The sequence below is a fragment of the Chloroflexota bacterium genome (genome assembly GCA_018829775.1).
In the GTDB taxonomy this organism is placed as follows: domain Bacteria; phylum Chloroflexota; class Dehalococcoidia; order Dehalococcoidales; family RBG-16-60-22; genus E44-bin89.
The window spans coordinates 19,879-44,115 of sequence record JAHJTL010000008.1 but is presented as its reverse complement, the minus strand read 5'-3'; the positions used below and the strand labels follow the sequence as shown (position 1 = coordinate 44,115).

Sequence of the window (24,237 nt, the reverse complement as noted above, 5' to 3'; positions counted from 1 at the left end):
AGAATAGGCTCTCAATCGGCCATAGAATATGAGGTTTAATAAAATGGCTTAAACCACCGGCCTCGGCATCAGGCCTGACTTCTCCACGACCTCAGGGACTATATCCTCCCAGCCCACCGCCATGATGTGAATGCCGTGTACGCCGGGCATATCCTTCAGCCGCTCGATGATTTCCAGGGTTATCCTCACACCCTCTTCTTTGGGAGCTTCCGACTTCTCCATCCGGGTCACGATTTCATCGGGAACGTTTACCCCGGGAACGTAGTCGCGCATGTAGCGGGCCATACCGGCTGACCGGATGGGAATGACACCGGCCATGATGTGCACCTGTTTGTCCAGGCCCCGTTCCGTCAGCATTTCCATCCACCTGGCGAACTTGGGCACATCATAGACGGCCTGTGTCTGAATGAAATCGGCGCCGGCTTTCACCTTCTTCGCCAGCCGGCTCACCCGGTATTCAAACGGGTCGGCAAAAGGATTGGCCGCAGCCCCGATGAACACGGGCACTTCCCCGGATACATCCTCTCCGGAAATGAATTTATGCTCGTCGCGCATTATTTTCAGAGTCTGGATGAGCTGAATTGAGTCGATATCAAAGACACCCTTGGCCGTCGGATGGTTACCGAACTTCTGATGGTCGCCGGAAAGACAGAGGATGTTATTGATACCGAGGGCGACCGCGCCGAGCACATCGGCCTGCAGTGCCAGCCGGTTACGGTCGCGAACGACCATCTGCATCACCGGCTCAATGCCCTGCTGTTTCAGGAGCAGGCAGCCGGCGACGCTTGACATGCGCACAATGGCCGTCTGGTTATCGGTAACGTTCACCGCATCGCAGCAGTTGCGGAGCAGTTCACCTTTCTTTCGTATAACCTCGGCGCTGGTGCCTTTAGGCGGTCCAGCTTCTGCCGTCACGGCAAATTTACCGCTCGTCAATATTCGTTCCAGATTCGTTCCGGCTTTCATCTTCGCCTCCTATGAGGTAGTGGTACACTCCGCATCCACATCTATCTTCCGTGGCCCACCGGTAACACTCACGCTCCAGTCTTTAACGGGCTCGATTTCCTCCATTTCGTCAAGCCGTCCCATTTCGGAAAGGCGGTCATAGATGAGCTGCCAGGCGCAGGGGATGTCTTCCGATACCTCGCACTTGCCCCCCGCCGAGCCGCCGCAGGGCCCGTTCAGCAGGCTCTTGGAGCACCGGACCAGCGGGCAGATGGCTGCCGTCCGCCCCAGCACGCAACTACCACACTGCAGGCATACCTCGCTGAAGTGTCCCGGACTGTCCTCCATACCAATGAACAGGGTATTCAACGCGGGATATACCGGTTTTTTGTCTTTCAAATGCAGGGCTATGGTCTGCACGCCAACGGCACAGGTCATGGCCAGCACGCAATCGGCCTCCTTAATCCGCCCCGCCTCCTCTTCCAAGGCATATTTGGTCAGTTCATCACAGGCGGTGGGAATTATCATCCAGCCGGTGACTGCCTTGCCGCTGCCCTCGAGCTTCTCCTTCATCTCCAGAACTTCAGATTTGCCACCGGTGTGGCACATGGTGGCACAGGTGCCACAGCCGATAATATAAACCTTCTGGCACTTCTCAAGGTAACCCATTACCTCTTCGGCTGGTTTCTGACTGGTAATCGTCTTCATTGCCACACCTCCTTACTTGGCGACCCGGCTCTCGTACTCACTGCGAAAGTACTGCAGGCTGTCCATCACCGCATTGGGCGCCGCCTGCCCGAGACCGCACAGCGAAGAGAGCATCATGGCACTGGACAGGGCCTCCAGATTCCGCAGCTCTTTCAGCGAGCCTTCATTCTTGTGAAACTTATCCAGCACCTCGGCCATAACCTCGGTTCCCTGGCGGCAGGGAGTGCACTTACCACAGGACTCCTCGGTTAAAAACTCCATGGTCCGATAGACAATGTCAATCACATCGCGGCTCTGGTTATAGACGGTGACGGCGCCCGCGCCGAGCACAGCTTCAAAGGCCAGGGGCGTATCCATTTCCCCGCCGGGTAAAATCCTGCCCGTGGCACCGCCAATCTGGACCATCTTGACATCCTTCGCCCCGGCCAGCTCCTCGACCAGCTCACGCAGCGGGCTGCCCAGCACCATTTCATACACGCCTGGTTTCGCCACGTCGCCGCTGACGGAAAAGACTTTTGTTCCTTTACTCCGCTCCGTGCCCATCTGGCTGAACCAGTCGGCACCGTTCATGATAATCTGCGGGATATTCATCAGCGTTTCTACATTGTTGATGATGGTCGGCTTTCCCCAGAGGCCGGAGGTGGTGGGAAAAGGAGGCCGGTAGCGCGCCTCGCCCCTTTTCCCCTCGATGGAGTCCATCAGCGCCGACTCCTCGCCACAGATGTAGGCGCCTGCGCCCTCACGGATTTCCAGACTGAAGCCATCTATAAGTCCTTTTTGCCTTACCTGTTCGATGGCATTCTGTAAATGGTCGAGGAGATAGTGATATTCGGCGCGAAGGTAGATATAGCCCTGCTTCGCTCCGATGGCGTGACCGGCAATAAGAATCCCTTCAATGAGCGTGAAGGGGTCCTTCTCCAGGATGTAACGGTCCTTGAACGTGCCCACCTCGCCTTCATCGGCGTTGCAGATAACGTATTTAATATCGCCTGGCGCGGTGCGGGCGCCTTCCCACTTGATTCCGCAGGGAAAGCCGGCCCCTCCCCGACCCCTCAGCCCGGAAGCCTTAAGCTCACCGGTTATCTGCTCCGGAGTCATTTCATCGCGCGCTTTAGCCAGCGCCTTGAAACCACCGCTTTCCAGATAGCTGTCAATTCGCTCCGGGTCGATTACATCGCAGTTTTTAAGCACCACTCGCTGCTGCGGCACGAATTAGCCTCCTCAGTTACCGGTACGATTTTAAAATTTGCTTTATCTTCTCCGGGGTCAGGTCAAGGTGAGGGTCTTGATTTATCAGCATGGCCGGGGCACGGTCGCAGAGGCCGATGCAGTTGGTCAACTCGAACGTGAACCTGCCGTCGGTTGTCGTCTCACCAAGGCCAATGCCCAGTTCTTTTTCCACTGCCTCCATTATCACTTCCGCACTTTTCAGGTAGCAGGGCAGGCTCTTGCAAACACGGATAACGTTCCTGCCCAGCGGCCTTGTGGAAAGAAACGAATAGAAGCTGGCAACCCCATAGACTTCATGGACTGGTATGGCCAGCGATTCGGCCAGCGCGGCGATAACCTCTTCCGGCACATGGCCGTACCGGCGCTGCGCCTCTTGCAGACATACTACAAGATCAGCCCGGTCCTTTGGCAGTGTTATAACTCCTTTATCAGCCATATCACCATTTCCGATGACTCAGCCTTTGATAATAAGCGCCTTATTCGCCCTCTCTTCTCCAGGCTGCCTTACTTTTCTCAGCGCCCCCGATGGGCACAGCTCAATACAGGCATCGCAGTCCCCGCAGGTTTCTCCGCCCAGCGGCTGGTCGCAGCCGTAAATTACCTTGCTTTCGAAACCACGGTATGCCGTGCTGAAAAGCGGCTCGCCACCTTTGCTTTTGCAGGCGATAACGCACCGCCAGCACTGCACGCACTTGGACATATCACGGACCATCCTGGGGTGCTCATCCTCAACCGGATAATAGTGCTTCCGGGCCCTGAAGCGGGGAAGGCCAACTTCCAGGTCGGCGGCAATGCGTCGCAGCTCGCAGATATTGGCCTTGTCACAGATGAGGCAGGCATCAGGGTGGCTGGCCAGCATCAGTTCGACCAAGACTTTTCGCGTGGCGATTACTTTTGGCGAGTGGGTCTGTATCGCCATACCCTCCACAATCGGAGTATGGCAGGAACCGACCAGCGTCCGGGAGCCTTCCACCTCAACGACGCAAAGCCGGCAGGCACCGATGGGCTGCAGGTCCGGGATGTAACAGAGGGTCGGAATATCGATGTCGTTTTCCCTGGCCGCCTCCAGGATGGTCATACCGGGACGGCCACTTACCGCTTTGCCATTTATAGTCAGGTTTATATTGTTACCCACGTTTATATGATTAAAATGAACTTATACGGTGACATTATTTAAATAGTCAGGGGTGCACGCACAATCGCAGCCCCTGTTTTTATCCGACACAATTATGTTACCACATAGGTAAACAGTCGACAAGTTCAGCCTACCACAACTAATGTTCTTGCGATGGCATCATCGTTTGCCGTTCAATTTGCCACTGTGATAAACTTTGAGAGATTCCACATGAAGATTCTGGTAACCAATGACGACGGTATAACGGCTGACGGCCTGTGGATACTGGTACGGGAACTGACCAGCATCGCCAAGGTCGTGGTCGTTGCTCCGGATAGAGAACAGAGTGCCACCGGTACCGCGGTAACGCTCTGGGAGCCGCTGCGGATAAAAGAGGTACATCCGGTGGTCACGGGCGTGGAAACGTATGCTGTGGAAGGTACGCCATCAGACAGCGTCCTGCTGGCGCTGGGCAGCCTGGTGAAAGGCAAGATCGACCTCGTCGTTTCCGGCATAAACGGGGGGATGAATCTGGGGGATGACATTTATATTTCGGGAACGGTAAGCGCCGCCCTGCAGGGTTATCTGCATGGCTATCCCGCCCTGGCTGTTTCCGCCGAACGAGATAGTGAATCCGGTTTCCAGACCGCAGCCAACCTAGCCACTATAGTTGCGGGACGGCTCAATGCCAGCCCACTACCAGCTAACCTGTTTCTCAACATCAATGTGCCCAACGTGCCGCTGTCCAAAATCGGACGCATTCAGGTCACCACGCTGGCCAACAAGAGCCATATCAACACCGTCACCGAGGGAAATGACGGCAAGCGGAATTACTACTGGCTGGTGCGGCAGAGACATGACAGCAGCCAGAACCGGAAAACGGACGTCTGGGCCGTTGACCACGGCAATATATCAATAACCCCCCTCTTTTTCAGTTTGCCCACAAGGAAGCTGTCTGCGCTTATGAATGATCTCTGCTCCGGTCTGCTTGAGGAATTAACCGGGTCTGCCGTGTGAGGTTACCATGTCGCATTACATTGGCGTCGATATTATTGAAATAGGTCGCATTAAAGAGGCAGTGAATCACTGGGGAGAAAAGTTCCTCAGGCGCGTCTACACCGAGTCAGAACTGTCTGCTTACCGCAATAAACCATCGTCGCTGGCGGCGCGCTTTGCCGGCAAAGAAGCGGTCATGAAGCTTCTGGGCACGGGCAGAAACGGCGTTGGCTGGCGCGAGATTGAGACGTTATCACATCCCGGTGGTAAGCCGCTGGTAAATCTGTACGGAAGAGCACTGACCAGGGCCAGTGAGATGGGCATTAAAGAGATTGCCGTCAGCCTTTCCCACTCCAAGGAATATGCCGTCGCCTACGTAAGTGCCATCTCGGAAACAAATCAATCTACAAAGTCGGACAATCAGCCGGGGAAAACGGGTTCGTGAGCGATACAGAGGGAACGCCGGTCGTTAAAAAATCCAGAATTTTTTATGGCTACTGGATAATTGCGGTCTCGGTACTGTGTCTGGGCACCTTTTCCGGAAGCGGTGTTGGTTCTTTCAGTCTCTTTGTCAATTCCCTGCAGTCCGAGTTCGGCTGGGGTAGAGGCGAGATTATGCTCGCCTTCACCATTTTTTTCCTGCTCACGGGTGTGGCGGCGCCACTGGTCGGCAGCATCGTTGACCGCTATGGAGTCAGGGGAGTAATATCCGCTGGAGCGCTGGTCACCGGTCTTGGCTTCGTTTCTCTTTACATGCTGCAGAGCCTCTGGCACCTCTATGTAGCTTACTTCTTCATCGGCGCCGGCATGTCAGCATTCGGCCACGTGCCGTCGAGCGCCATGGTTACCAACTGGTTTGTCAAGAAGCGCGGCAGGGCTATCGGTATCATGTCTACCGGCATTGGCATGGGCATTTTCGTGGTGGCACCGCTGGTCGGCAGCTTCCTCATCCCGTTCTTTGGCTGGCGGGTGGCCTACCTTGCACTGGGGATAATGGCCTGGGGTCTAATCCCGCTGGCCATCTTCGTTATCAGAACCAAGCCCGCCGAAATGGGCCTTTATCCAGACGGCGTCACCAGCCCTGAAGAAGTAGCCAAAACAGGAACATCCAACCAGACCACAAAAGGGTTGGACCTCAGAGCAGCACTGGGCACCATGGCATTCTGGCTGGTGTCAGTCACCTTTTTCATCAGCGCGTTCAGCTCGCTGGGGTTTAACCAGAGCCTGGTACCATACTTACAGGATGCCGGCTTCTCGGTGGCACTGGCAGCCAGCGCCCTGACCATTATGGGCCTGGGCAGCGCCATCGGTAAATTTTTCTTCGGCTGGCTCTGCGATAAGATTAAAGCGAAACAGGCATGTGCCCTCAGCATTGTCCTGCTGTCGGCTGCCGCCATTATACTGATGTTTATCCGCTCCACATCCCCTCTGGCCATTATCTGGCTTGACGCCCTCATTTTTGGGTTGGGGGCGGGAGGCTGGCTGCCCACCATGTCCATGCTGGTCAGCCGTAATTTTGGCCTTGCTTCCTATGGAACCATCATCGGCATGGTATCACTGTTACAGGCTATCGGCGGCGCCGCAGGCCCTCTATTCAGCGGATATATGTTCGACACCACGAATACGTATTACTGGACATTTATCGTATTCTTATGTCTGTATGCCGTAGCCATCCCCGCCGTTCTGGCGGTGCGCCGGCCCAAATCATTCGTTTGAATAATCCCGTACGTGGTTTTGGACAATAGGTGTTTGAATATGGTCTAATATCTGTTTGAAAACGTCATCGAATTACAGCCCGATTCACGCATAGTCTTTTCTCGGTGGGCTGAATACGCTAATCATCACCGTCCGGTGTTCGTGAGTTACACCTCCGTGAATAACGCCAGGAGGGGCAAGAAATACATCACCCTGCTTCAATAACTGGCTTTCATTACCCATTTTCATATCAAACTCGCCTTCGATTATTATGGCCATTTCCTCAGATGGATGGCTATGTAACGGTGATTCTGAGTGAGGCTGTAAGGTAACGTCACAGAGCATGACGTTCTTTCCCGAAATAGCACGAACCAGGAACCCCGGTGCTGGCTCAATTACCTTAAAGCTCTCATGACCAAAATGATAGAACATCGCTTACCTCCATTTAGATTATTAACGTTCAGTTGAATTGAATTATAGCCTTATTTCAGTTATTATCAAAATCTGAGACATTTCCAGATAGGGTTTGCCTTTGCGTAACCGCTGGATAGTGTTAATTTAGCTTTGATAAACGATGATAATATAATGTAATACTGACAACTATGCCCTGGTCTGCAGCCACTCCAGACGGTTTTTTACAAGACGGGCAGCGGTGGCACGAGACCCGGCCTTCTTTAGCTCGTTGGCCAGGGTCACATCACCGATAACATCGCGAACCCAGTTGCTGAAATCATTATTGACGCTGCTGACATGGCGTTGATAGACCTCTTCCGCCATTTCCGGCAGGTAAGTAGCCAGTTCCCGCAGATTTTTAAGCTCCCTGCCGTTACAGCACCAGAAAACCTTAACATCCGGAACTTCGCTCAGTCGCTTTCTAATTATGTCCTTTTTTATCGCCACCATTAGTTTTTCCTCTTTCCGCCAATTATTATTTATGTTGACACAAACAGCACTATTTCACCTGATGCATAAATGAATGGGAGGAAGTTACTCCCCCCATTCTGAACCTGTACCAGCCTTATTATTATTTCTTGCCACCGAAAGGCGGTTTGTTGGGGCCACCCCCCGGCTTGCCCGGTTTCTTGACCATGATTATATCACCTCCTCTCTCTTCTGGCTGCTGGCAGTACTTATATTCAATATCCCGATGCCTTGAAATGGCGTTCTTTAATCCATCGGGCTACATGTTTGGGCTCGTTAGAATCAAGCATCCTCATACCTTTGCTGGTCAATTCCATTCCATCCACGTAAACTGCTGTCAGGGTATACTTCTTCTGTCCTTTTTCTGGATACTTGGGATTGAGTTCGACCAAAGCGGCGCCCCGCCCCAGGGGTCCACCTGACGCCGGGCTTGCGTTAAGGTAGAAAAAGACCTGGCTCCCCGGCTCGCTCAACGCCCCTATCTGCTGTTGAATCTCCTTCTCAGTGCAAATGGTGATCTTGGGCATAGTCCGTTTTTCTTCAAGTTCCACTTTCTTCGTTTCGTTATCGACCCAGCCCTCGAAAAGGATCAATTTTGGGTTCTGGTCAAGTGTGGTATAGTCTTTCACCTTTATATTGCTGGTACTGGCCTCATGTTCAGCAAAGATTCTGACGTCAGACACCTTTTCTCCACCTGACCTTGGACGCATCACCGCCCACAGTTGCCGCACCCAGTTCGGTTCTTTACCCATGTGCTTGACAAGGTGATTTTGTAATATGCCGGGGATTGGTTTGGGCCCGGGCAATTTTTCAACCTTTTTTCCCTTTGTTTCGATTTCCGACGGCGTCGCTTTCGCGACAGCAACCGGCGCCATGCTCGCGACAGCAGTACCAGTTCCCGCAGGGCTTACCTCAACAGGAGCCGCCATGATTTTCTTTTTTCGCCAGAACATTTACCAAGCCTCTTTGTTATTATTTTTCCGGTGCTTACCTTGATTTTGGTATAATTACCCATGTAATATTAGTTATGATTTATAATTTATGTTTTCTTTTTCATGTATTATAGAACATTATTTATATCTTGTCAATAGACACAAGAGTTCCTATTTAAATTTTTTGTAGCTTCCTCAATCACGTGGTTAGTAAATTGATTTACCTTTTTCGGCGAAAACTTATATTTGAAGGCGCAGCAAAGAGAGAAGGAGTTGCATTGTCCCACCCACTTGTGTTATAAAGATGGACAGTCTATTTATCATGATTTGACAATGATGATTTACAATTCATTTTTATTTATTAAATGGCAATGTCTAAGTGGACTTTCTTAACCAACCACGCCGTCATCCTCAGCTACCTTTCGCTCCACCCCCGGATTACCGCCCTGGAACTTTCCCGAGCTGTTGGCATTACGGAAAGAGCCACCCGCAAAATAATCGCCGATTTGTCACAGGATGGCTACATCAGCAAGGAGCGGGAGGGGAGACGTAATCGCTATCATATCAACCCTGACCTGTCGCTGCGTCACCCTGGACTGGAGGAGACGGCAGTTGGTTATCTCCTCGAGATACTGGGGTGGAGAAAGCGGGGACGCCCACGTAAAGATAAATGATGCCCTTTCGCTGGAGATATATCGCCCTTCCTGTATTCTTCCTGCTCCTTGCTATCGGCCTTACCATTTATTTTTACCCCAAGCTTCCCGGGGAGGTTGCTTACCATTTCAGGGACAGCCTGCCCGACCGATGGACAGGCCGCGGCGCTGCTACTGCCTGGCTTCTGGTGCCACAGTTCCTGCTGACCGGACTCGGTGTTGCCATCGTTATGGGCGTAATCCGGCTTGGCAGTCGCTTCCAGTCGACCGCCGGTAAACGTTCCGAAGCATTGCTATTGCTCATGGGCAATATGGTCGCCCTGCCGCAGATCGTCCTCGTTTTTGCAATGCTGGCCATTTTCAGCTACAATTCGTACGGGCTATACCTCATGCCTTTATGGTTATTCGCTATAATTGCCATGGGCCTTGGAGGCATCGTTCTGGGTGCACTTTTCTTCCTCGCCATACAGCAGGCCCTGGCAAGGAAGTTATAATTACCATACGGCATACGTTAAGGAGCGCTCTTAATGGCAGAAAAAACGCCGGGCACTGTTACCATGGAGAAGATTGTCTCGCTCAGCCAGCGGCGAGGCTTCATTTTTCCGAGCAGTGAGATATATGGCGGACTATCAAGCTGCTGGGATTACGGGCCGCTGGGTGTGGAGTTGAAACAGAACGTAAAGCAGGCCTGGTGGCGTGCCGTCGTCCAGGGGCGCGATGACATGGTGGGACTGGACGCCAGCATCCTGATGCACCCTCAGACGTGGGCGGCCAGTGGACACCTCGAGCAGTTCACCGACCCGCTGGTGGAGTGCAAGCAGTGTCATCTGAGATGGCGCAGCGATGAGGTGACCGACAACACCTGCCCCTCCTGCGGTGGTGAGCTTACCGAACCCCGCCTGTTCAACCTGATGTTCAAGACCTTTATGGGACCGGTGGAGGAGGACGCCAACGTGGTCTACCTGCGACCTGAGACCGCGCAGGGAATCTTTGTCAATTTCGAGAACGTGCTCAACACGACACGGAAACGGCTGCCTTTCGGCATCGCCCAGCTCGGGAAAGCCTTCCGCAACGAGATAACCACCGGCAACTTCATCTTCCGCAGCCGCGAGTTCGAGCAGATGGAAATCGAATTTTTTATAAAGCCGGAGACGGCGGATGAATGGTTCGATTACTGGCTTGAGGAGAGACGCAAGTGGTATCTGAACCTCGGCGTCAGGGAAGAAAACCTTCGCCTGCGTCCCCATGGCGATGAAGAACTGGCGCACTACGCACGGAAGTGCTATGACATCGACTACAATTTCCCCATGGGCTGGGCGGAACTTGAAGGCATTGCCAATCGCGGCGATTACGACCTGGTGCAGCATGCCAAACACAGCGGCAAAGAAATGACCTACTTTGACGAGGAATCCAACGAGCACATCGTTCCCTATATCATTGAACCGTCGGCGGGGGTTGACCGTTCCGTGCTGGCCTTCCTCTGCGATGCCTATGATGAAGAAATCGCTCAGGGCGAGCTCCGGGTGGTACTACACCTTAACCCCTCCCTGGCGCCTTACAAAGTAGCTGTGCTGCCGTTGAGCAAGAAAGAAAACCTGGCGAAGGCCGCCAGAGAGGTATATGATAGCCTGCGGCCATGCTGGATGGTCCATTACGATGATACCCAGAGCATCGGTCGAAGGTATCGCCGCCAAGACGAGGTTGGTACCCCGTACTGCGTCACCATCGATTTTCAGTCGCTGGAGGACAACCAGGTTACCATCCGTGAGCGCGATAGTATGAACCAGATAAGGGTCCCCATCGCCACCCTCAAAGATACGCTCGCCGCCAAGCTGGCCGGCGAAGACCTCTTTGTGCTTCCTCCCGGCGGCCAGATATGGAAAGAAGAAACTAAAGGAGGATAAATTGAAAATCCTCCACTTCGCCGATTTACACCTCGGCGTTGAGACCTACGGACACACCGACCCGACCACGGGACTTTCAACGCGTCTCCTTGATTTCCTCGCTTCCCTTGACAAAGTAGTCGATTTCGCCATAGAGAACGAAGTGGACCTGGTCATCTTCTGCGGGGATGCCTACAAGACCCGCGAGCCGACCCAGACGCAGCAACGAGAATTTGCCAGGCGCATCAACCGCCTCTCTTCAAATGACATCCCCATCTTTCTCCTCGTGGGCAACCACGACCTGCCCAACGCCATCGGCCGGGCCACCAGCACCGAAATCTTTGACACCTTATCGGTGAAAAACGTCTATGTCTCCAACCGCCCCGAAATTTTCAAAATCCCCACCCGCAGTGGTACCGTCCAGGTGGCCTCGCTTCCGTGGCTGAGACGCAGTGTCCTGCTCAGTCGAGAGGAAACGAAGAACCTCGACTTCGAGCAGATGAGGGAAAGGCTGCAACAGGCGCTGACCGGCGCTATCGAGCTTCACGTCTCCAGGCTTGACCCCTCCCTGCCCGCCGTCCTCGCCGCCCATGTATGGGTCGCCGGCGCCCAGCCCGGCACGGAGAAGCAGATGACCATCGGGCAGGAGCACGTGTTGCTGCTGAGCAACGTGGCCAACCCGGCTTTTGACTACATTGCCCTGGGCCACATCCACAAGCACCAGGTCTTGTCCGAGAACCCGCCCGTCGCCTATGCCGGCAGCCTGTCGCGACTCGACTTCACCGACGAGGCAGATGAAAAAGGCTTCTATCTGGTGGAGATTGAGCCCGAAAAATCCGGCGGACAACGGCAGGCATCTTTTAATTTCCATCCGTTGGAAGGCCGCCGCTTCCTCACCATTGAGGTGGCGCTGGAGGAGCAGGACGTTGACCCCACCACCACCGTGCTCCAGGCTATCGCGAAACAGGGGAAAAAGATTAAAGAAGCCATTGTGCGACTCGACATCACCGTGCCGGCACAGCTCGAGGGGCAGCTCCGCGACGCTGACATCAGGGAGGCACTGGAGGAGGCCCATTTTTCCACCGTAGCGCGGGAGATACAGCGTGAGGCGAGACACCGGCTTGGTCAGTTCACCGCCGAGGAAATCACCCCTCTCGAAGCCCTGAAAAAATACCTGGAGACAAAAAAGACTCCCCCCGAGCGCGCGAAGGTCTTACTAGAGTACGGGGAGAGGTTGATAAGGGGAGAGTAAACAAGAATGAATGTAGTACTCAGCTATATATGGAAAATTGTAGGGAACATTGAATTCGTCCAGCAGCTTGTTACGGGACTTATATTTTTTATACCAGCAGTCATTCTTATACCCTTGATTTTGAAATGGTTACAAACTAGACGAGAGAAACGCTTGGTAAAAGCACTATTGAGAAAATGGGGTGGTAGCTGTGTAGATGCTATTGAACGATTAAACCCTGTAGGTAACGGGATAATAGAAATAGAAGGATTAGGTCGTAGTTTATTAGTTTGGAAAAAAATCCGTGAAGGTAGAAAAGAACCTGAAGGGATAGCAATAATTGTAGGTAAAGCATTTGAAAAGGTGCTTTGCAGTGAAGAGGAATGGACAGCTAAGGTAACGCCACCAGACGTGAAATATCCATTTCAGAGCGGTGACCCAGACGTTCCTCGGTCGTGGATAAAACAAATGTTAAACCTCATGTATTCAAAACTGGAGATTTTTGATTTAGACCTATTGCCGATAAGTGAACTTGAATTAGCGATGAGTACTCTAGAAACATTTAGCCAGTTAGGGCATATAACAAGAGACGGTTTCGCCGTCTACTCGCTTCGTCTTGCGCAAGCAATGGAAAAATTCGGTAAGTATCTTTGGAAAATTGAAAAGTGGCCAAAATAAAAGGCCAGAAATTCTAGAGGGGGCGAAAGCCCCCTCTTTTCATATCTCCCTATTCACACCACTTGGTAAATTCTTCCGGTTTCTGTTTTAGGCTGCGGTAGGCGTTCAGTTTGGCCTCCTCGTCCAGGTAGCCCAGCGGGATGCATATTATCAGCTTTTTACTATCCGGTATGCCCAGGAATTTTTTAATCTCCGGCGCGTAGTTGGTCACCGAGGCCTGCAGGACGCTCTCCACGCCCAGCGAGTGCGCCGCCAGTATCAGGTTCTGGGCGAACAGCCCCATATCAAAGATGGACCATTCTCCCAGCGACCCATCTATAAAGAGAAAGGCGGCACAGGGCGCGCCGTAGAACTCGAAGTTCATCAGGCGCAACTTCTCTCTCCCCTCCTCATCCCCTCTTTCGATGCCCAGCGTGGCCAGCCGTCGTGCACCGTGCTCACCGGAGCGTGCTTCGTATTCTGGCAGCCAGCTCTTGGGCATGGGCAGGTCGGGATTGGTCGGCGCCTTTGCCTTCGCCAGCTCAAAGATAATTTTGCTCAGTTCATCCTTCTTTTTCCCGCTCACCACAACCACCTCCCAGGGCTGGGTATTGGTGTAGGAGGGGGTGTTGCTCACCGCCTCCAGAATCTTGTTTATCACGTCCTTAGGGACGGGGGTGGGCTTGAAACCGCGGGTGCTCTGCCTTGTTTTTATTCCTTCCAAGAGTTCCATTGATAATACCTCCAATAAAATAATTTAAAATTAAAAGGTCAATGATGCCCAGCCTTCTTTCAGAAGGTCCGAAATTACCGACCCAACATAGACCACCTTGATGCCAACGGCTTCCAGTTTCTCGGTAATGCCCATGCGGTCGGCACACCACTTGCATGCCAGCACTTCTACGCCGGCCTCCATCAGCTCCTTTATCCTTCCCTGCACCTCCACGTCATTGGCCGCCACCTTCTCCGAAGGGCCGAAGAAGATGACCTTCACCTCGTCCATCCAGCCCTTTTTGGCCACATTCAACGGGTAGACCAGCCCCACCTCCAGCGCCACCTCCCTATCCGCGCTGCTCACCAGTGCGAAGACTTTGGATGCCATAATCCTTCTCCTTTCTTAAATACACTCAATAAAGGACACTTTACCCAAGCTGTTTAACACTTGTCAAGCTGGAAAACAGATATAGATATTGACAATATTACCAGGGCAGATTATTATCCAATCATTACGCACTAATTGATTTGGTAACGGAGGATGTAGCGATGTCTAACGGAGGCTGTAATCTCAGGAAATACATGGTTGTGACGACTGTCGGCGCCATTAGCGGCGGGATTCTGGTAGCACTGGCTTCACGGGCTATACCCAAAATGATGGCAGGGATGATGCGCAACATGATGGCCATGATGGGCGGGGAAGGCTGCAGTCCGGCGGATATGTGACAGAAAATTATGGGGGCTTCGGAGAAGCCCGAGAGCAAGACAGCCGCAAAATGAAATGATATAATTATTGGCTAGAAATATACAACGAATGAAAGAGGACGAGGAGGCTACGCATATGGGCAATACTCAGGAAAACTTGCAGGCCGCTTTTGCCGGTGAAAGCCAGGCCAACCGACGTTATCTGTTCTTTGCCGAGAAGGCGGAGAAGGACGGGCATCCGCAGGTCGCGCGGTTATTCCGGGCCATCGCCGAAGCGGAGACGGTACACGCCCGCAACCACCTGAGCACCATGGGCAACATTAAATCCACCGAGGAAAATCTAGGGGAAGCCATCGGCGGCGAGCACTATGAATTCACCAAGATGTACCCGGAATTCATCGAGCAGGCCAAATCCGAAGGTGTGAAAAGGGCAGAAGTAACCTTCGACTTTGCCAACAAGGTGGAGAAAATCCACCACGCGTTGTACGAAAAGGCATTGCAGGCGGTCAAAGGCGGCCAGCAACTGGAAGGCAGGCCCTTTTTCGTCTGCCAGGTCTGCGGCTACACAGTTGAAGGCGCGGCCCCGGACAAGTGCCCGATATGCGGGGCACCACAGAGCCGGTTCAAACAGGTGGATTGAGCATTTTGAATTTAAAATAATGAATAAAAAGAAGGGAGGGGAAAGGCCCTTCCCTTCTTTATTTTTCCAGACAAGCCCGTGGCTTAGTCGCCCTTTTTCTGCACCCACTTCTCCGCCAGGTCACCCGCCCAGAGCACCTTGGGCTTGGCTCCCTGGTAGGCCCGTATCATGAGGAATATCCACAGGATAAATCCAAGCAGCCCGAGCAGGCCTGCAATCACATTGCCAATAACGGGTATCCAGCCAATGACAATTGCCACTACGGTGATGGTTCCAAAAATGTAAATCGACTGCATAGCATGGTAGCGGACGAACTTGCTTTCCTGCTCGATGAGGATAAAGACCAGCCCGCTTATCCAGCCCAGTACGTAGCATAGTAATCCGGCAACGTTTTCATCCAGACCGGTAGATGATTTCTCCATTGCTGTCCTCCTTCACGTTTGTCTTGTGCATAAGAGTATAACAAGATGATGGTGCTGTCAATAGGGAATATTCTGGGTCGTCAATAAAAGTAATATACGCTAATCGTCGGCACGCTCGTTACCTTCGAAGATAAACAATTCCTCAATCGTGGTCTGTAGCGCCCGGGCTACGTTGTGCGCCAGTCGCAGCGACGGATTGTACCGGCCCTGCTCCAGAAATATTATGGTCTCGCGCCGGACACCGACCATTTCGGCCAGTCTCTCCTGGGTCAAATTAAGTCTTGTCCGGTATTCTTTAATCCTGGTTTTCATACTTATTCAAAGAGCCCTGCGGAACAGGCCCTTGAGGTATATCACCAGACTGCCGATAATTCCCACCGCAAGACCCAGCGGGCATACGATAGTGGCAATGATAAAGAAGACCGGTTCCTCGAATTCGGTGTCAAAGAGGTGCATAGCCAGCGCGGAAATGGCATTGTGCAGGAAAATACTGATGATTAACGCCCCGAGCGATATTCCCGCGAGCAATAAAAAAGTTTTCAATAATTTCAAACTCTTATTATCCAGCCCTGGTTCTACCCGGTCATAGTAAAGATAGGAGAGCAAATACACGGCTCCGGCAGCGATAAACAAGCCTCCCAGAACCTGCACCGTAGTCGGTTCTTCCACCAGCCTGACACTGAAGGGCAACATCAGGAATGCGGTGGCAATAACGAAAAAGATAAAACCATTGCGCACTGATTTGCCGGTATTTTCCCTTACCCGTTCGTCAATCGGCGGCATTTTCCGTCGCCTGAGTAATGACCACAGTTCGCGGTGACCCATGAGCAAAAGCCCAACCAGAAACGCCACCACGACATAGTACGCTTCCAGTGAGATGAGAATAATGGCCACGACAAGTGCCGTTATAGCAACTGCCCAGAATACTTTCTTTGTTCTCATCCAACCGCTCCATAGTTAAATATTTCTAACGTTATATATTTCTAACATTTTTCCCACCTTTTGTCAATACCTACGGCCTCATTTTTCGGTCTTTTTAATAATTTTTTGCAACGCAGGGTTAACAGTGGTATTATGTCTCTTCGGAACTGAATTATCCGTCTGCTTATCATTTAACAGGAGGTATCAGACAATGACCAAAAGTCACGCCTGGGTTTTCCTTGCACCAGAGAAAATGGAAACGGAGGAGTTCGAGATACCTGCGGTGGCCGAGGACTGTGCCCTGCTGAAGGTCGAGGCCTGCGGTATCTGCGGCACCGACAAGCATATTTACCTCGGGCATGCGCCGAAAGCCCCTTTTCCCTTTATAGCCGGGCATGAAATTATCGGAACCGTCGAGAAATTAGGCGGTAAGGCCGATGAAAGCATGAACATATATAATGGGCCTTTGAAGATTGGAGATAGAGTGGCATTAGCTCCCAGCGGTAAGGTGTGTGGCCGCTGTTATTATTGCCGAAATATGCCACATCGCCCCGCATTTTGTCCCAACCGAAATGTAGTGTACGGATTTACCCCGGTCAGAAAGGAGCCAAGTTTGTGGGGAGGCTATGCCGAATATATTTATGTCCTTCCTGGCTCCAACGTATTTAAAATACCAGAGGGCATGTCTTTGAAGCGGGCAATCCTCATTGAACCGCTTAGTACTGCAATCAGAGCGGTAGAACGTGCTTACAGCCCCGGAGAACCATTCATGGGTCATGGATATGGCGTTGGGCGTAGTGCTATGGTGCTGGGTGCTGGTCCAATAGGCCTGATGGTAGTTGCGTCTCTGCGCTACAGTGGGGCTGGTCTGATTATCGTGCAGGACCTGTTATCTGAAAGGCTGGATAAGGCGAGTATGCTCGGTGCCGATATGCTCATTGATGGCAGGTTACCGGTCGAAGAGCGCTTGGAAAAGGTGAAAGAAGCTACCGAAGGAGTTGGGCCTGACGTTGTAATTGAGGCGGCTGGTAGTCCCCACGCATTTAAAGAGGCGCTCGATTTTGCCCGTCGCGGAGGCAAACTCATTGAGGTCGGTAACTTCACCAACAACGGACCAACCGAAATCATACCGTTCTATATTTGCCATAAGGACCTGGATATTCACGGGTCTTGGGGTTATCCAGCATTGATATTCAAAGATGCTATCTCCATGCTGGAAAGAACCTCACTGCCGGTTGAGGAAGCGGTAACGCACACCTTTCCACTGGAAGAGTTACCTAAAGCACTTGAGGTTGTCGGCGCCAGGGATGCCGGCAAAGTAGTCATTGCGCCCTGAGCCGTGTTCCAAAAATATTACAAATTTGCAGACAGGGCCAAACCACAGCTATATGCCAAAAGTCAAGGGCGTACCGCTAGTTCACATTCGAATATAATATGGTATAATCTGTGGGAAAGAGGGCTCATATGCCAAATTGTCCTAATTGTGGTCGGGAGACACTTAGAACAGAAGACTGGGCTTGCCAGTGGTGCGGTCACCCGCTGCTCTCCGGCGCTTTCAAGACGGTACCCAAGACATACCGGCAGATACAGGAAGAGAGAGGATATAAACCGAGGCCAGTCCTGGAAGATGAGCCGGAGCCCGCACCGGTTGCTGAAGTTGAAGCAGAACCAGCACCACCTGTGCCGGAACCGGAGCCAGAAATAGAGCCTGAGACACCAGCGCCCCCTGAACCGTTAGCTGAGGTTGAAGCCGAAGCTAAAGCAGAGAGCGAGATTGAACCATCGCCCGAACTGGAGGGTGAACCCGTTGCGGAAGAGAAATCAATAGCCGAAGCGGAACCGGTAGCTGTGGCCGAAGTTGAAGCTGAAACTGAACCAGCACCTGCACCCGATTCCGAGGCGGAACCAGCACCGGAGCCAGTTACCGAAATCGAGCCTGAAGTAGAGCCAGCACCTGCAACGGAACCGGTAGCTGCCACAGCCTTGGAACCCGATGCATCTACCGGTACCATAATCACAACCGTTGAAGAACTGAACGCAGCCTTCAATTCGGATAAGACAGGCACGAATAACAAATTATTGAACAAGATACTGCAAGTAACCGGAACCGTGGATAAAATATTCGCCAAAGACCACCTGGATATTTTTTACATTCTTCTGGGTGGTGCCGGAGGACGGGTAACCCGGCAGGTGCGCTGTACTTTCAGCCGCGAGCACGGTACATATTTATCGCGCCTGACCGATGGCCAAACAGCCACCGTACAGGGCACATACGTTGGCTATGAAAGGAATATTATTCTGAAAGATTGCAGTCTGGTATAGTAATATGGTTGGATTTCTTAATTCCTAGCTAAAAGGAGGAGAATTATCAATGTTGACTTGGGTTGGAATTGCCGTCATTGTTATTCTGATTATCCTGTTCTTCGTTATGAGAGGCAGGCGCTAGAGTTGGCATAGCTCGGCCCCTATTTAATCATCAATAGGCAGCTACAGGTATTCCATCCATAACGATTAAAACGCGATATTGAGAATAGCGTCTTCAGTATTGACCGACTGAAGTCTTAATTTGAACTGAATTTCGCCAAATGTCAAATGAGCGCCTAACCAGGCCTATGGATTCACGGTGGACAGGTAAACAGGTTAGGTTTATAATCTCAACTAGATATGAATTCCAAAGCAGAGCTCCGCGTCCTTTTCCACCGTCAGGAGATTGAGGCCACTGTCAGGCGCCTCGCTTCCGAAATAAGCCAAGATTACCGCCACAAGAACCCCCTTCTGCTGGGCATCCTCAGAGGTTCGTTTGTATTTTTAGCCGACCTTATCCGGCATCTCGATTTTCCACTTGAGGTGGATTTCATCGGTCTATCCAGCTACGGCAGCGGCACGCAGACCTCAGGCAAAATCAAAGTGGTGAAAAAGCTGGAGACTCCGGTACGGGACAGGCATGTGCTGGTCGTGGAGGACATTGTGGATTCCGGGCTCACCACCACTTTCCTCCTTGATTACCTGCAGAAACAAAAGCCAGCCTCGGTGAAAATCTGCGCTCTTTCCGACAAGCCATCACGGCGGAAGGTTCCCGTGAACATTGACTACCTCGGTTTTACCGTGCCCAACAAGTTCCTCGTCGGTTATGGACTGGACGCGAACCAGCAATTCCGCAACCTGCCCGATATCTGCTACCTGGAGGACAAATCATAATGGTATCCAGGCAAGCCAGGTTAATCGCGGTGGCCAGAGGAGACCAGCCAGCCGACCTCATCCTCGCCAATGCCAGGGTGGTAAACACATTTACCGGGGAAATAACATCAGGAAACGTCGCCATCTGCGGCGACCGCATTGCCGGTGTGGGGGACTACAGTGAGGCAAAGCAGACTGTAGACGTCTCCGGCAAGTACCTTGCCCCGGGCTTTATCGATGGGCACGTTCACCTGGAAAGCTCGATGCTTGATATTGGCCAGTATGCGCAGGCAGTTATACCACGGGGCACTTCGGCCATCGTCACCGACCTCCATGAAATCGCCAATGTCTGCGGCCTGGAAGGGATGCGCTATGTACTTGACTGCGCTCACAGGCTGCCTCTTGACCTGTTCCTGATGGCGCCGTCCTGCGTTCCGGCGACCCATCTTGAGACATCGGGCGCCAGCATCAGCCCCGAGGAAATTCGCCAGATACTGCGCTGGCGGGAGACCATCGGGCTGGGTGAGGTAATGAACTTCCCCGGGGTCATTCACGGTGATAGCAATATGCTGCGCAAGATTGCCCTGAGCCAGGGCAAGATTATTGATGGGCATGCACCCGGGGTCAGGGGAAAAGACCTCAGCGCCTATATCGCCGCCGGTATAGGCTCCGACCATGAATCAGTAACCCTTGAAGAGGCCAGGGAAAAGCTGGAAAAGGGCATGTTCGTTATGATACGGGAGGGCTCTTCGGAAAAGAACCTGGAGACCCTGCTGCCGCTGGTCACCGACAAGACCTATAAAAGATGCCTCTTCGTCGTTGATGACCGCAGCGCTTACGACTTGCTCCACGATGGAGATATCGATGCCGTGGTGCGCAAGGCAATTCGTCTCGGCCTTGACCCGGTGCGGGCCATCCAGCTGGCCACCATCAATACCGCGGCGTATTTTCGCCTTGATGGTCTGGGAGCAATAGCTCCCGGCTACTTCGCCAATGTGTTGGTGCTGGATGACCTGAATAACCTGCGAGTGAACATGGTCTTCTACCGCGGCTGCCTGGTCGCCAGAGAGGGAAAGCCACTATTCTCACTGCCGATGGCAGATAAACACGCGGTAACCGGAAGGGTAAACATCAAACCGGTTACCCCGGAGAAATTGAGGTTACCTGCTCCAGCAGACGAGTTGCCCGTTATTGAGGTCGTACCGGGACAGATTGTTACCCGCAAACGCTATATGAAGGTGAAAATAGTCGATGGTCAGGTTATTCCTGATACGGAAAGGGACATCCTGAAACTGGTGGTTGTGGAGAGGCACCAGGCAACCGGCAACATAGGAAAAGGAATGGTGACCGGCTTCGGGCTGAAGAAAGGAGCGCTTGCTTCCTCCGTGGCCCATGATTCGCATAACATCGTTGCCGTCGGGACGAGCGATGAAGATATACTGGCGGCGATTCGGGAGGTCGAGCGCCTGCAGGGCGGCTTGGTTGCAGTGGCGGATGGAAAGGTGCTGGCCAGCCTGGGGCTGCCCATCGCCGGACTGCTCTCCGCTGAATCTCTGGAAACCGTGGTCACCCAACAGGGAAAGCTGGAGCAGATAGCCAGGGAGCTTGGCGCCAGACTCCCTTCCCCCTTTGCCACTCTTTCCTTCCTTGCCCTGCCCGTGATTCCCGAACTCAAGCTCACCGACCTGGGACTGGTGGATGTTACTGAATTCAAGTTAATCAGTTGAATTCAAGACTGAGATAATGAGCATGCGTTTTACCAGACAGGAACCGATTTTTGAGAACCGCTACGATGCCGGCCGGCAACTGGCGACCAGACTTACCGAGTACAAGAACCGGTCTGCGGTGGTGCTGGCGATCCCCAATGGCGGGGTGCTGGTCGGGCTGGGGGTGGCGCTGGCGCTCAATGCCGATTTTAATGTCATCATCTCGCGCAAAATCCCCCTTCCGCTCAGCCCCGAGGGCGGTTTTGGCGCCGTGACCGACGATGGCACCACCATACTCAACGAGGAAATCGCAAAACGATTTAATCTAAGCCAGCAACAGATCAACTATCAGGTGAGCCGGGTAAGAACTAACATTCGCCAGCGTAGTCTGCTTTATCATGGTAAAAAGCCTCCCTCACTGGTCAAGGGCAAAACGGTCCTCATCGTTGATGACGGGCTCGCTTCCGGTTATACCATGATGGCCGCCGTGGAATCGGTGCGGTACCGCCAGCCCAACGAGATAATCGTCGCCGTGCCGGTGGCCTCAGCCGCAGCACTGCCCAAGGTGGAGAAGGTGGCCAACAGGGTGGTGGCCTGTGTGTCTGGATTTGACCCGGAATTCTACGTCTCCGATTTCTACCGCTACTGGCATGACCCCGGCGATGAGGAAGTGCTTCAGTGTTTCAAGGAGTGGGGGCTTCGTCACCGACCGAATCTTGAGACAATGGGGGAAAATAGGTAAAGGGCTCTGGCGGACGTTTATGAAGGAGTTGGTAAAGTAAGTCAGATATAGAGCAAGACAATCAAAAGGCGAAACCTCTTTTTTGATTGAGTGGAGCAGATGAGCAATGGAGGTCAATTTGGACCTTCCTCAATTAAAGTAGCCTTTGCTGCCATTTCAACGGTTTATTTTCAACTCGACAAGTAAGGCAGTAATGTCTTCTTTCCAAAATCTTCGGTCAAGCCGAGGACCAATGCGGTAGCTTTTTATTATTCCCAGATTGCTCCACCTTCTCACCGTGTTGACATGGATATGGAGGAGACGGGCTGCCTCTGTCACTGTCAGTGTGGAGTTAGATTGGTTCTTACGTTCCATATTCCTCAACTATCCTATTTCTAGTTATCCTATCTTTCCCTATCCTATCTTTAACTATATCTATTTTACACGCCTATTGTTACAAACTGGTTAAATACACACCCATAAATGTTACAAAAAGGTTGCAGAGTTGTTACAAAGTCGTTTCAATGGATAGGTAAAGTGAGGTTTGGATACCTTGACATTCGCCATATGGCGAACTATACTGTTAACCCTAGGGTGAAGGATTTCAAGGACTAAACCATAGAGGCAAGAAATGAGTTGATATCCTAACCCGGCAGCCAGAGATAACCAGGGAGGCAATGAACCGCCGCCCGTAATTGGGCACTTGGGTGGTGGGGAGCCAATAGTGAAACCGACCCTATGAGGTCGGTTTTATGTTTTTATAAGGGAGGTGGCAGTGTTTGAAAGGAAAAAAACTTAACTGATTAACTGGGGTGAGATAAAAACTAAAGAGAAAGGAGTAAGGAAAAAGTGAAGAAGTTAATAGCAATAGTGGTGGCAGTGGTACTGCTGCTGGCAATGACAGCGCCAGTAATGGCAGGGCAACCCGAAAAATGTACCACAATAAAGGATGGAGGCCTCGTTGACTCACTAGGAAACCCATTAGTATTGGGCTATGACCAGTGGGGATACAACTATCAAGCTCATATGTTCAATGGCTGGTATGAAAACTCTGGCAGACCGACCACTCCGGTAACCGAGAGCGATACCTGGCTCCAGATGAAGTGGAATGATGCCTGGCTGAGCAATAAGGACTGTGACGGTGATGGTAAACTGGACAGACACTATGGCTTCCCTAGCTACATCGGTTCTGGTGCCTGGCTGACAAATCACCAGTGGGACGAGAATGAAGATGGTAGCCAGTGGAACTATTTCGTCAAGATAGTTGCCGTACCAGCGGATGCCCATAGGATTGGCCTAGCAAACACTGGAACATGGTACACCGCCGATGACACCGAGATTGGGCCGGATATCTGGGGAGAATTCGCTGTTATCCAGGAAGTATACAATGACCCATATGAAGGATCTCAGGGCATTGCATACCTGTCACCATCTGGTCCCGGTCTCGGTAAGTGGAAGCCATAGCCAGCACAGTGATTTACTTATGAGAGGGGGGCAGGGCTTTCGCCCTGCCCCTTCTATTTATCTCTACAGTCCCCCCAGTCCGCCATCCACGCCCAGTACCTGCCCGGTGATATATCTCGCCTCTTCTGAAGCAAGAAACGCTACCGCCTCGGCCACATCGCGCGGCGTGCCCAGAAAACCGAGCGGTATTCGCTTCAGCATCTCCCCTTTCCGTTCCTCGCTCAATTGCTCGGTCATCTTGGTGGCGATGAAACCGGGGGCAATGGCGTTGACGGTAATGCCGCGCGAGCCAACCTCACGGGCGAGCGTTTTGGTGAAGCCGATTACCCCGGCTTTGGATGCGGCATAATTCGCCTGACCGGGATTGCCCACAATACCCACGATGCTGGATATGCTGACGATGCGACCCCACCTCTGCTTGACCATTTGCCGCAGTACGGCGCGCGTGCACAGGAAAACGCTCTTCAGGTTCACGTTGAGCACCGCTTCCCAGTCTTCGTCCGACATCCGCATTAAAAGCTGGTCGCGGGCGATGCCCGCGTTATTCACCAGAATATCAATCCGTCCGAATTTGTCAGTCGCTTTTTCCACCAGACCGGCAACGTCGGATGTGGAAGTGACATCGGCTGCGACTGCCAGGCTCTGTCCGCCCATTTTTCTTATTTCTTCAGCCACCGGTTCCGCGTCGGCAACATCGCTCACCACAACGGTCACGCCAGCCTCGGCCAGCCTGAGCGCAATTTCTCTCCCGATGCCACGGGCACCACCGGTCACAATGGCTACTTTACCCGATAAATCCATG

The 24,237-nt window shown here is 52.4% G+C and carries 31 protein-coding genes and 1 riboswitch; of the genes, 16 read left to right on the top strand and 15 right to left on the bottom strand.

Translation table 11 applies throughout. From position 1 onward, the window contains the following. Positions 1–48 precede the first annotated feature (48 nt). Genes KKD83_01070 through KKD83_01050 form a run of 5 tightly spaced genes read right to left on the bottom strand, consistent with a single transcriptional unit; the run spans position 49 to position 4,018 of the window. Positions 49–966 (bottom strand): methylenetetrahydrofolate reductase, encoded by a 918-nt coding sequence (locus KKD83_01070; protein MBU2534744.1) that lies wholly within the window; start codon positions 964–966, stop codon positions 49–51. Between the two features lie 9 nt (positions 967–975). Further along, positions 976–1,653 carry a methylenetetrahydrofolate reductase C-terminal domain-containing protein gene (locus KKD83_01065; protein MBU2534743.1) on the bottom strand — a complete coding sequence of 226 codons (678 nt, stop codon included), beginning with the start codon at positions 1,651–1,653 and terminating at the stop codon, positions 976–978. 12 nt (positions 1,654–1,665) lie between these two features. Further along, on the bottom strand, positions 1,666–2,862 hold the full coding sequence (locus KKD83_01060) for an SLBB domain-containing protein (protein ID MBU2534742.1): 1,197 nt from the start codon (positions 2,860–2,862) through the stop codon (positions 1,666–1,668). Between the two features lie 16 nt (positions 2,863–2,878). Further along, positions 2,879–3,319 carry an NADH-quinone oxidoreductase subunit NuoE gene (gene nuoE / locus KKD83_01055; protein MBU2534741.1) on the bottom strand — a complete coding sequence of 147 codons (441 nt, stop codon included), beginning with the start codon at positions 3,317–3,319 and terminating at the stop codon, positions 2,879–2,881. An 18-nt stretch (positions 3,320–3,337) separates the two neighbouring features. Next, the gene (locus KKD83_01050; protein MBU2534740.1) at positions 3,338–4,018 is read right to left on the bottom strand and encodes a (2Fe-2S)-binding protein; all 681 of its coding nucleotides are present in this window, start codon (positions 4,016–4,018) and stop codon (positions 3,338–3,340) included. A 210-nt stretch (positions 4,019–4,228) separates the two neighbouring features. Here KKD83_01050 and surE point away from each other — a divergent pair, with 210 nt between their 5' ends. The 3 genes from surE to KKD83_01035 are packed head-to-tail and all read left to right on the top strand — an operon-like array spanning position 4,229 to position 6,709. Beyond that, positions 4,229–5,014: a 5'/3'-nucleotidase SurE gene (surE, locus tag KKD83_01045; protein ID MBU2534739.1), complete on the top strand. Its 786-nt coding sequence runs from the start codon at positions 4,229–4,231 to the stop codon at positions 5,012–5,014. 7 nt (positions 5,015–5,021) lie between these two features. After that, positions 5,022–5,438 (top strand): holo-ACP synthase, encoded by a 417-nt coding sequence (acpS, locus tag KKD83_01040; GenBank protein ID MBU2534738.1) that lies wholly within the window; start codon positions 5,022–5,024, stop codon positions 5,436–5,438. After that, positions 5,435–6,709, top strand: a complete 1,275-nt coding sequence (locus KKD83_01035) for an MFS transporter (GenBank protein MBU2534737.1) — start codon at positions 5,435–5,437, stop codon at positions 6,707–6,709. The genes acpS and KKD83_01035 overlap by 4 nt, the downstream gene beginning before the upstream one ends. 84 nt (positions 6,710–6,793) lie before the next feature. Here the strand turns inward: KKD83_01035 and KKD83_01030 are convergent, their stop codons facing one another. The 3 genes from KKD83_01030 to KKD83_01020 all read right to left on the bottom strand — a co-directional run bounded on the left by KKD83_01030 (position 6,794) and on the right by KKD83_01020 (position 8,562). Then, positions 6,794–7,120: a cupin domain-containing protein gene (locus KKD83_01030; GenBank protein MBU2534736.1), complete on the bottom strand. Its 327-nt coding sequence runs from the start codon at positions 7,118–7,120 to the stop codon at positions 6,794–6,796. Between the two features lie 168 nt (positions 7,121–7,288). Continuing rightward, positions 7,289–7,591, bottom strand: coding sequence for a hypothetical protein (locus tag KKD83_01025; protein ID MBU2534735.1), 303 nt, complete (start codon positions 7,589–7,591; stop codon positions 7,289–7,291). 233 nt (positions 7,592–7,824) lie between these two features. Then, entirely contained in the window at positions 7,825–8,562 is a 738-nt protein-coding gene (locus KKD83_01020) for a hypothetical protein (protein MBU2534734.1), read from the bottom strand. A gap of 350 nt (positions 8,563–8,912) precedes the next feature. Between KKD83_01020 and KKD83_01015 the strand changes: the two genes are divergently transcribed. The 5 genes from KKD83_01015 (at position 8,913) to KKD83_00995 (ending at position 12,986) form a co-directional block, all read left to right on the top strand. Next, on the top strand, positions 8,913–9,215 hold the full coding sequence (locus tag KKD83_01015) for a winged helix-turn-helix domain-containing protein (protein ID MBU2534733.1): 303 nt from the start codon (positions 8,913–8,915) through the stop codon (positions 9,213–9,215). Continuing rightward, positions 9,212–9,688, top strand: coding sequence for a DUF1648 domain-containing protein (locus tag KKD83_01010; protein MBU2534732.1), 477 nt, complete (start codon positions 9,212–9,214; stop codon positions 9,686–9,688). The genes KKD83_01015 and KKD83_01010 overlap by 4 nt, the downstream gene beginning before the upstream one ends. A gap of 63 nt (positions 9,689–9,751) precedes the next feature. Then, positions 9,752–11,098 carry a glycine--tRNA ligase gene (locus tag KKD83_01005; protein MBU2534731.1) on the top strand — a complete coding sequence of 449 codons (1,347 nt, stop codon included), beginning with the start codon at positions 9,752–9,754 and terminating at the stop codon, positions 11,096–11,098. A 1-nt stretch (position 11,099) separates the two neighbouring features. Further along, on the top strand, positions 11,100–12,329 hold the full coding sequence (locus KKD83_01000; GenBank protein MBU2534730.1) for an exonuclease SbcCD subunit D: 1,230 nt from the start codon (positions 11,100–11,102) through the stop codon (positions 12,327–12,329). A gap of 6 nt (positions 12,330–12,335) precedes the next feature. Beyond that, positions 12,336–12,986, top strand: a complete 651-nt coding sequence (locus tag KKD83_00995; protein ID MBU2534729.1) for a hypothetical protein — start codon at positions 12,336–12,338, stop codon at positions 12,984–12,986. Between the two features lie 49 nt (positions 12,987–13,035). On the opposite strand, the gene KKD83_00990 is transcribed toward KKD83_00995, so the two are convergent. Together KKD83_00990 and KKD83_00985 are read right to left on the bottom strand one after the other, a co-directional pair. Next, complete coding sequence (locus KKD83_00990) at positions 13,036–13,698, bottom strand: nitroreductase (protein ID MBU2534728.1); 663 nt, start codon at positions 13,696–13,698, stop codon at positions 13,036–13,038. Between the two features lie 30 nt (positions 13,699–13,728). After that, the gene (locus KKD83_00985) at positions 13,729–14,067 is read right to left on the bottom strand and encodes a DsrE family protein (protein MBU2534727.1); all 339 of its coding nucleotides are present in this window, start codon (positions 14,065–14,067) and stop codon (positions 13,729–13,731) included. Between the two features lie 161 nt (positions 14,068–14,228). Between KKD83_00985 and KKD83_00980 the strand changes: the two genes are divergently transcribed. Further along, the gene (locus tag KKD83_00980) at positions 14,229–14,405 is read left to right on the top strand and encodes a hypothetical protein (protein MBU2534726.1); all 177 of its coding nucleotides are present in this window, start codon (positions 14,229–14,231) and stop codon (positions 14,403–14,405) included. 115 nt (positions 14,406–14,520) lie between these two features. Beyond that, complete coding sequence (locus KKD83_00975) at positions 14,521–15,024, top strand: rubrerythrin family protein (protein ID MBU2534725.1); 504 nt, start codon at positions 14,521–14,523, stop codon at positions 15,022–15,024. 83 nt (positions 15,025–15,107) lie between these two features. On the opposite strand, the gene KKD83_00970 is transcribed toward KKD83_00975, so the two are convergent. The 3 genes from KKD83_00970 to KKD83_00960 all read right to left on the bottom strand — a co-directional run bounded on the left by KKD83_00970 (position 15,108) and on the right by KKD83_00960 (position 16,388). Further along, positions 15,108–15,446, bottom strand: a complete 339-nt coding sequence (locus KKD83_00970; GenBank protein MBU2534724.1) for a DUF4870 domain-containing protein — start codon at positions 15,444–15,446, stop codon at positions 15,108–15,110. A 99-nt stretch (positions 15,447–15,545) separates the two neighbouring features. Beyond that, positions 15,546–15,758: a helix-turn-helix transcriptional regulator gene (locus KKD83_00965; GenBank protein MBU2534723.1), complete on the bottom strand. Its 213-nt coding sequence runs from the start codon at positions 15,756–15,758 to the stop codon at positions 15,546–15,548. Between the two features lie 6 nt (positions 15,759–15,764). After that, positions 15,765–16,388: a hypothetical protein gene (locus tag KKD83_00960; protein MBU2534722.1), complete on the bottom strand. Its 624-nt coding sequence runs from the start codon at positions 16,386–16,388 to the stop codon at positions 15,765–15,767. Between the two features lie 190 nt (positions 16,389–16,578). On the opposite strand from KKD83_00960, the gene KKD83_00955 reads away from it, so the two are divergent. The 5 genes from KKD83_00955 to KKD83_00935 all read left to right on the top strand — a co-directional run bounded on the left by KKD83_00955 (position 16,579) and on the right by KKD83_00935 (position 21,992). Further along, positions 16,579–17,703, top strand: coding sequence for a zinc-binding dehydrogenase (locus KKD83_00955; protein ID MBU2534721.1), 1,125 nt, complete (start codon positions 16,579–16,581; stop codon positions 17,701–17,703). Positions 17,704–17,831: 128 nt separating this feature from the next. Next, the gene (locus tag KKD83_00950; protein MBU2534720.1) at positions 17,832–18,689 is read left to right on the top strand and encodes an OB-fold putative lipoprotein; all 858 of its coding nucleotides are present in this window, start codon (positions 17,832–17,834) and stop codon (positions 18,687–18,689) included. Positions 18,690–19,031: 342 nt separating this feature from the next. Continuing rightward, on the top strand, positions 19,032–19,565 hold the full coding sequence (gene hpt / locus KKD83_00945; protein ID MBU2534719.1) for a hypoxanthine phosphoribosyltransferase: 534 nt from the start codon (positions 19,032–19,034) through the stop codon (positions 19,563–19,565). Continuing rightward, entirely contained in the window at positions 19,565–21,271 is a 1,707-nt protein-coding gene (gene ade, locus KKD83_00940) for an adenine deaminase (protein MBU2534718.1), read from the top strand. Before hpt ends, ade begins: the two co-directional genes overlap by 1 nt. A gap of 16 nt (positions 21,272–21,287) precedes the next feature. Further along, the gene (locus KKD83_00935; GenBank protein MBU2534717.1) at positions 21,288–21,992 is read left to right on the top strand and encodes a phosphoribosyl transferase; all 705 of its coding nucleotides are present in this window, start codon (positions 21,288–21,290) and stop codon (positions 21,990–21,992) included. A 156-nt stretch (positions 21,993–22,148) separates the two neighbouring features. Here the strand turns inward: KKD83_00935 and KKD83_00930 are convergent, their stop codons facing one another. Next, entirely contained in the window at positions 22,149–22,346 is a 198-nt protein-coding gene (locus KKD83_00930; protein ID MBU2534716.1) for a helix-turn-helix domain-containing protein, read from the bottom strand. Between the two features lie 286 nt (positions 22,347–22,632). Beyond that, a riboswitch (cyclic di-GMP riboswitch) is annotated at positions 22,633–22,716 on the top strand. Between the two features lie 104 nt (positions 22,717–22,820). Here KKD83_00930 and KKD83_00925 point away from each other — a divergent pair. After that, complete coding sequence (locus KKD83_00925) at positions 22,821–23,435, top strand: hypothetical protein (protein ID MBU2534715.1); 615 nt, start codon at positions 22,821–22,823, stop codon at positions 23,433–23,435. A 63-nt stretch (positions 23,436–23,498) separates the two neighbouring features. On the opposite strand, the gene fabG is transcribed toward KKD83_00925, so the two are convergent. Next, positions 23,499–24,236 carry a 3-oxoacyl-[acyl-carrier-protein] reductase gene (gene fabG / locus KKD83_00920; protein MBU2534714.1) on the bottom strand — a complete coding sequence of 246 codons (738 nt, stop codon included), beginning with the start codon at positions 24,234–24,236 and terminating at the stop codon, positions 23,499–23,501. Position 24,237: the final 1 nt, after the last annotated feature.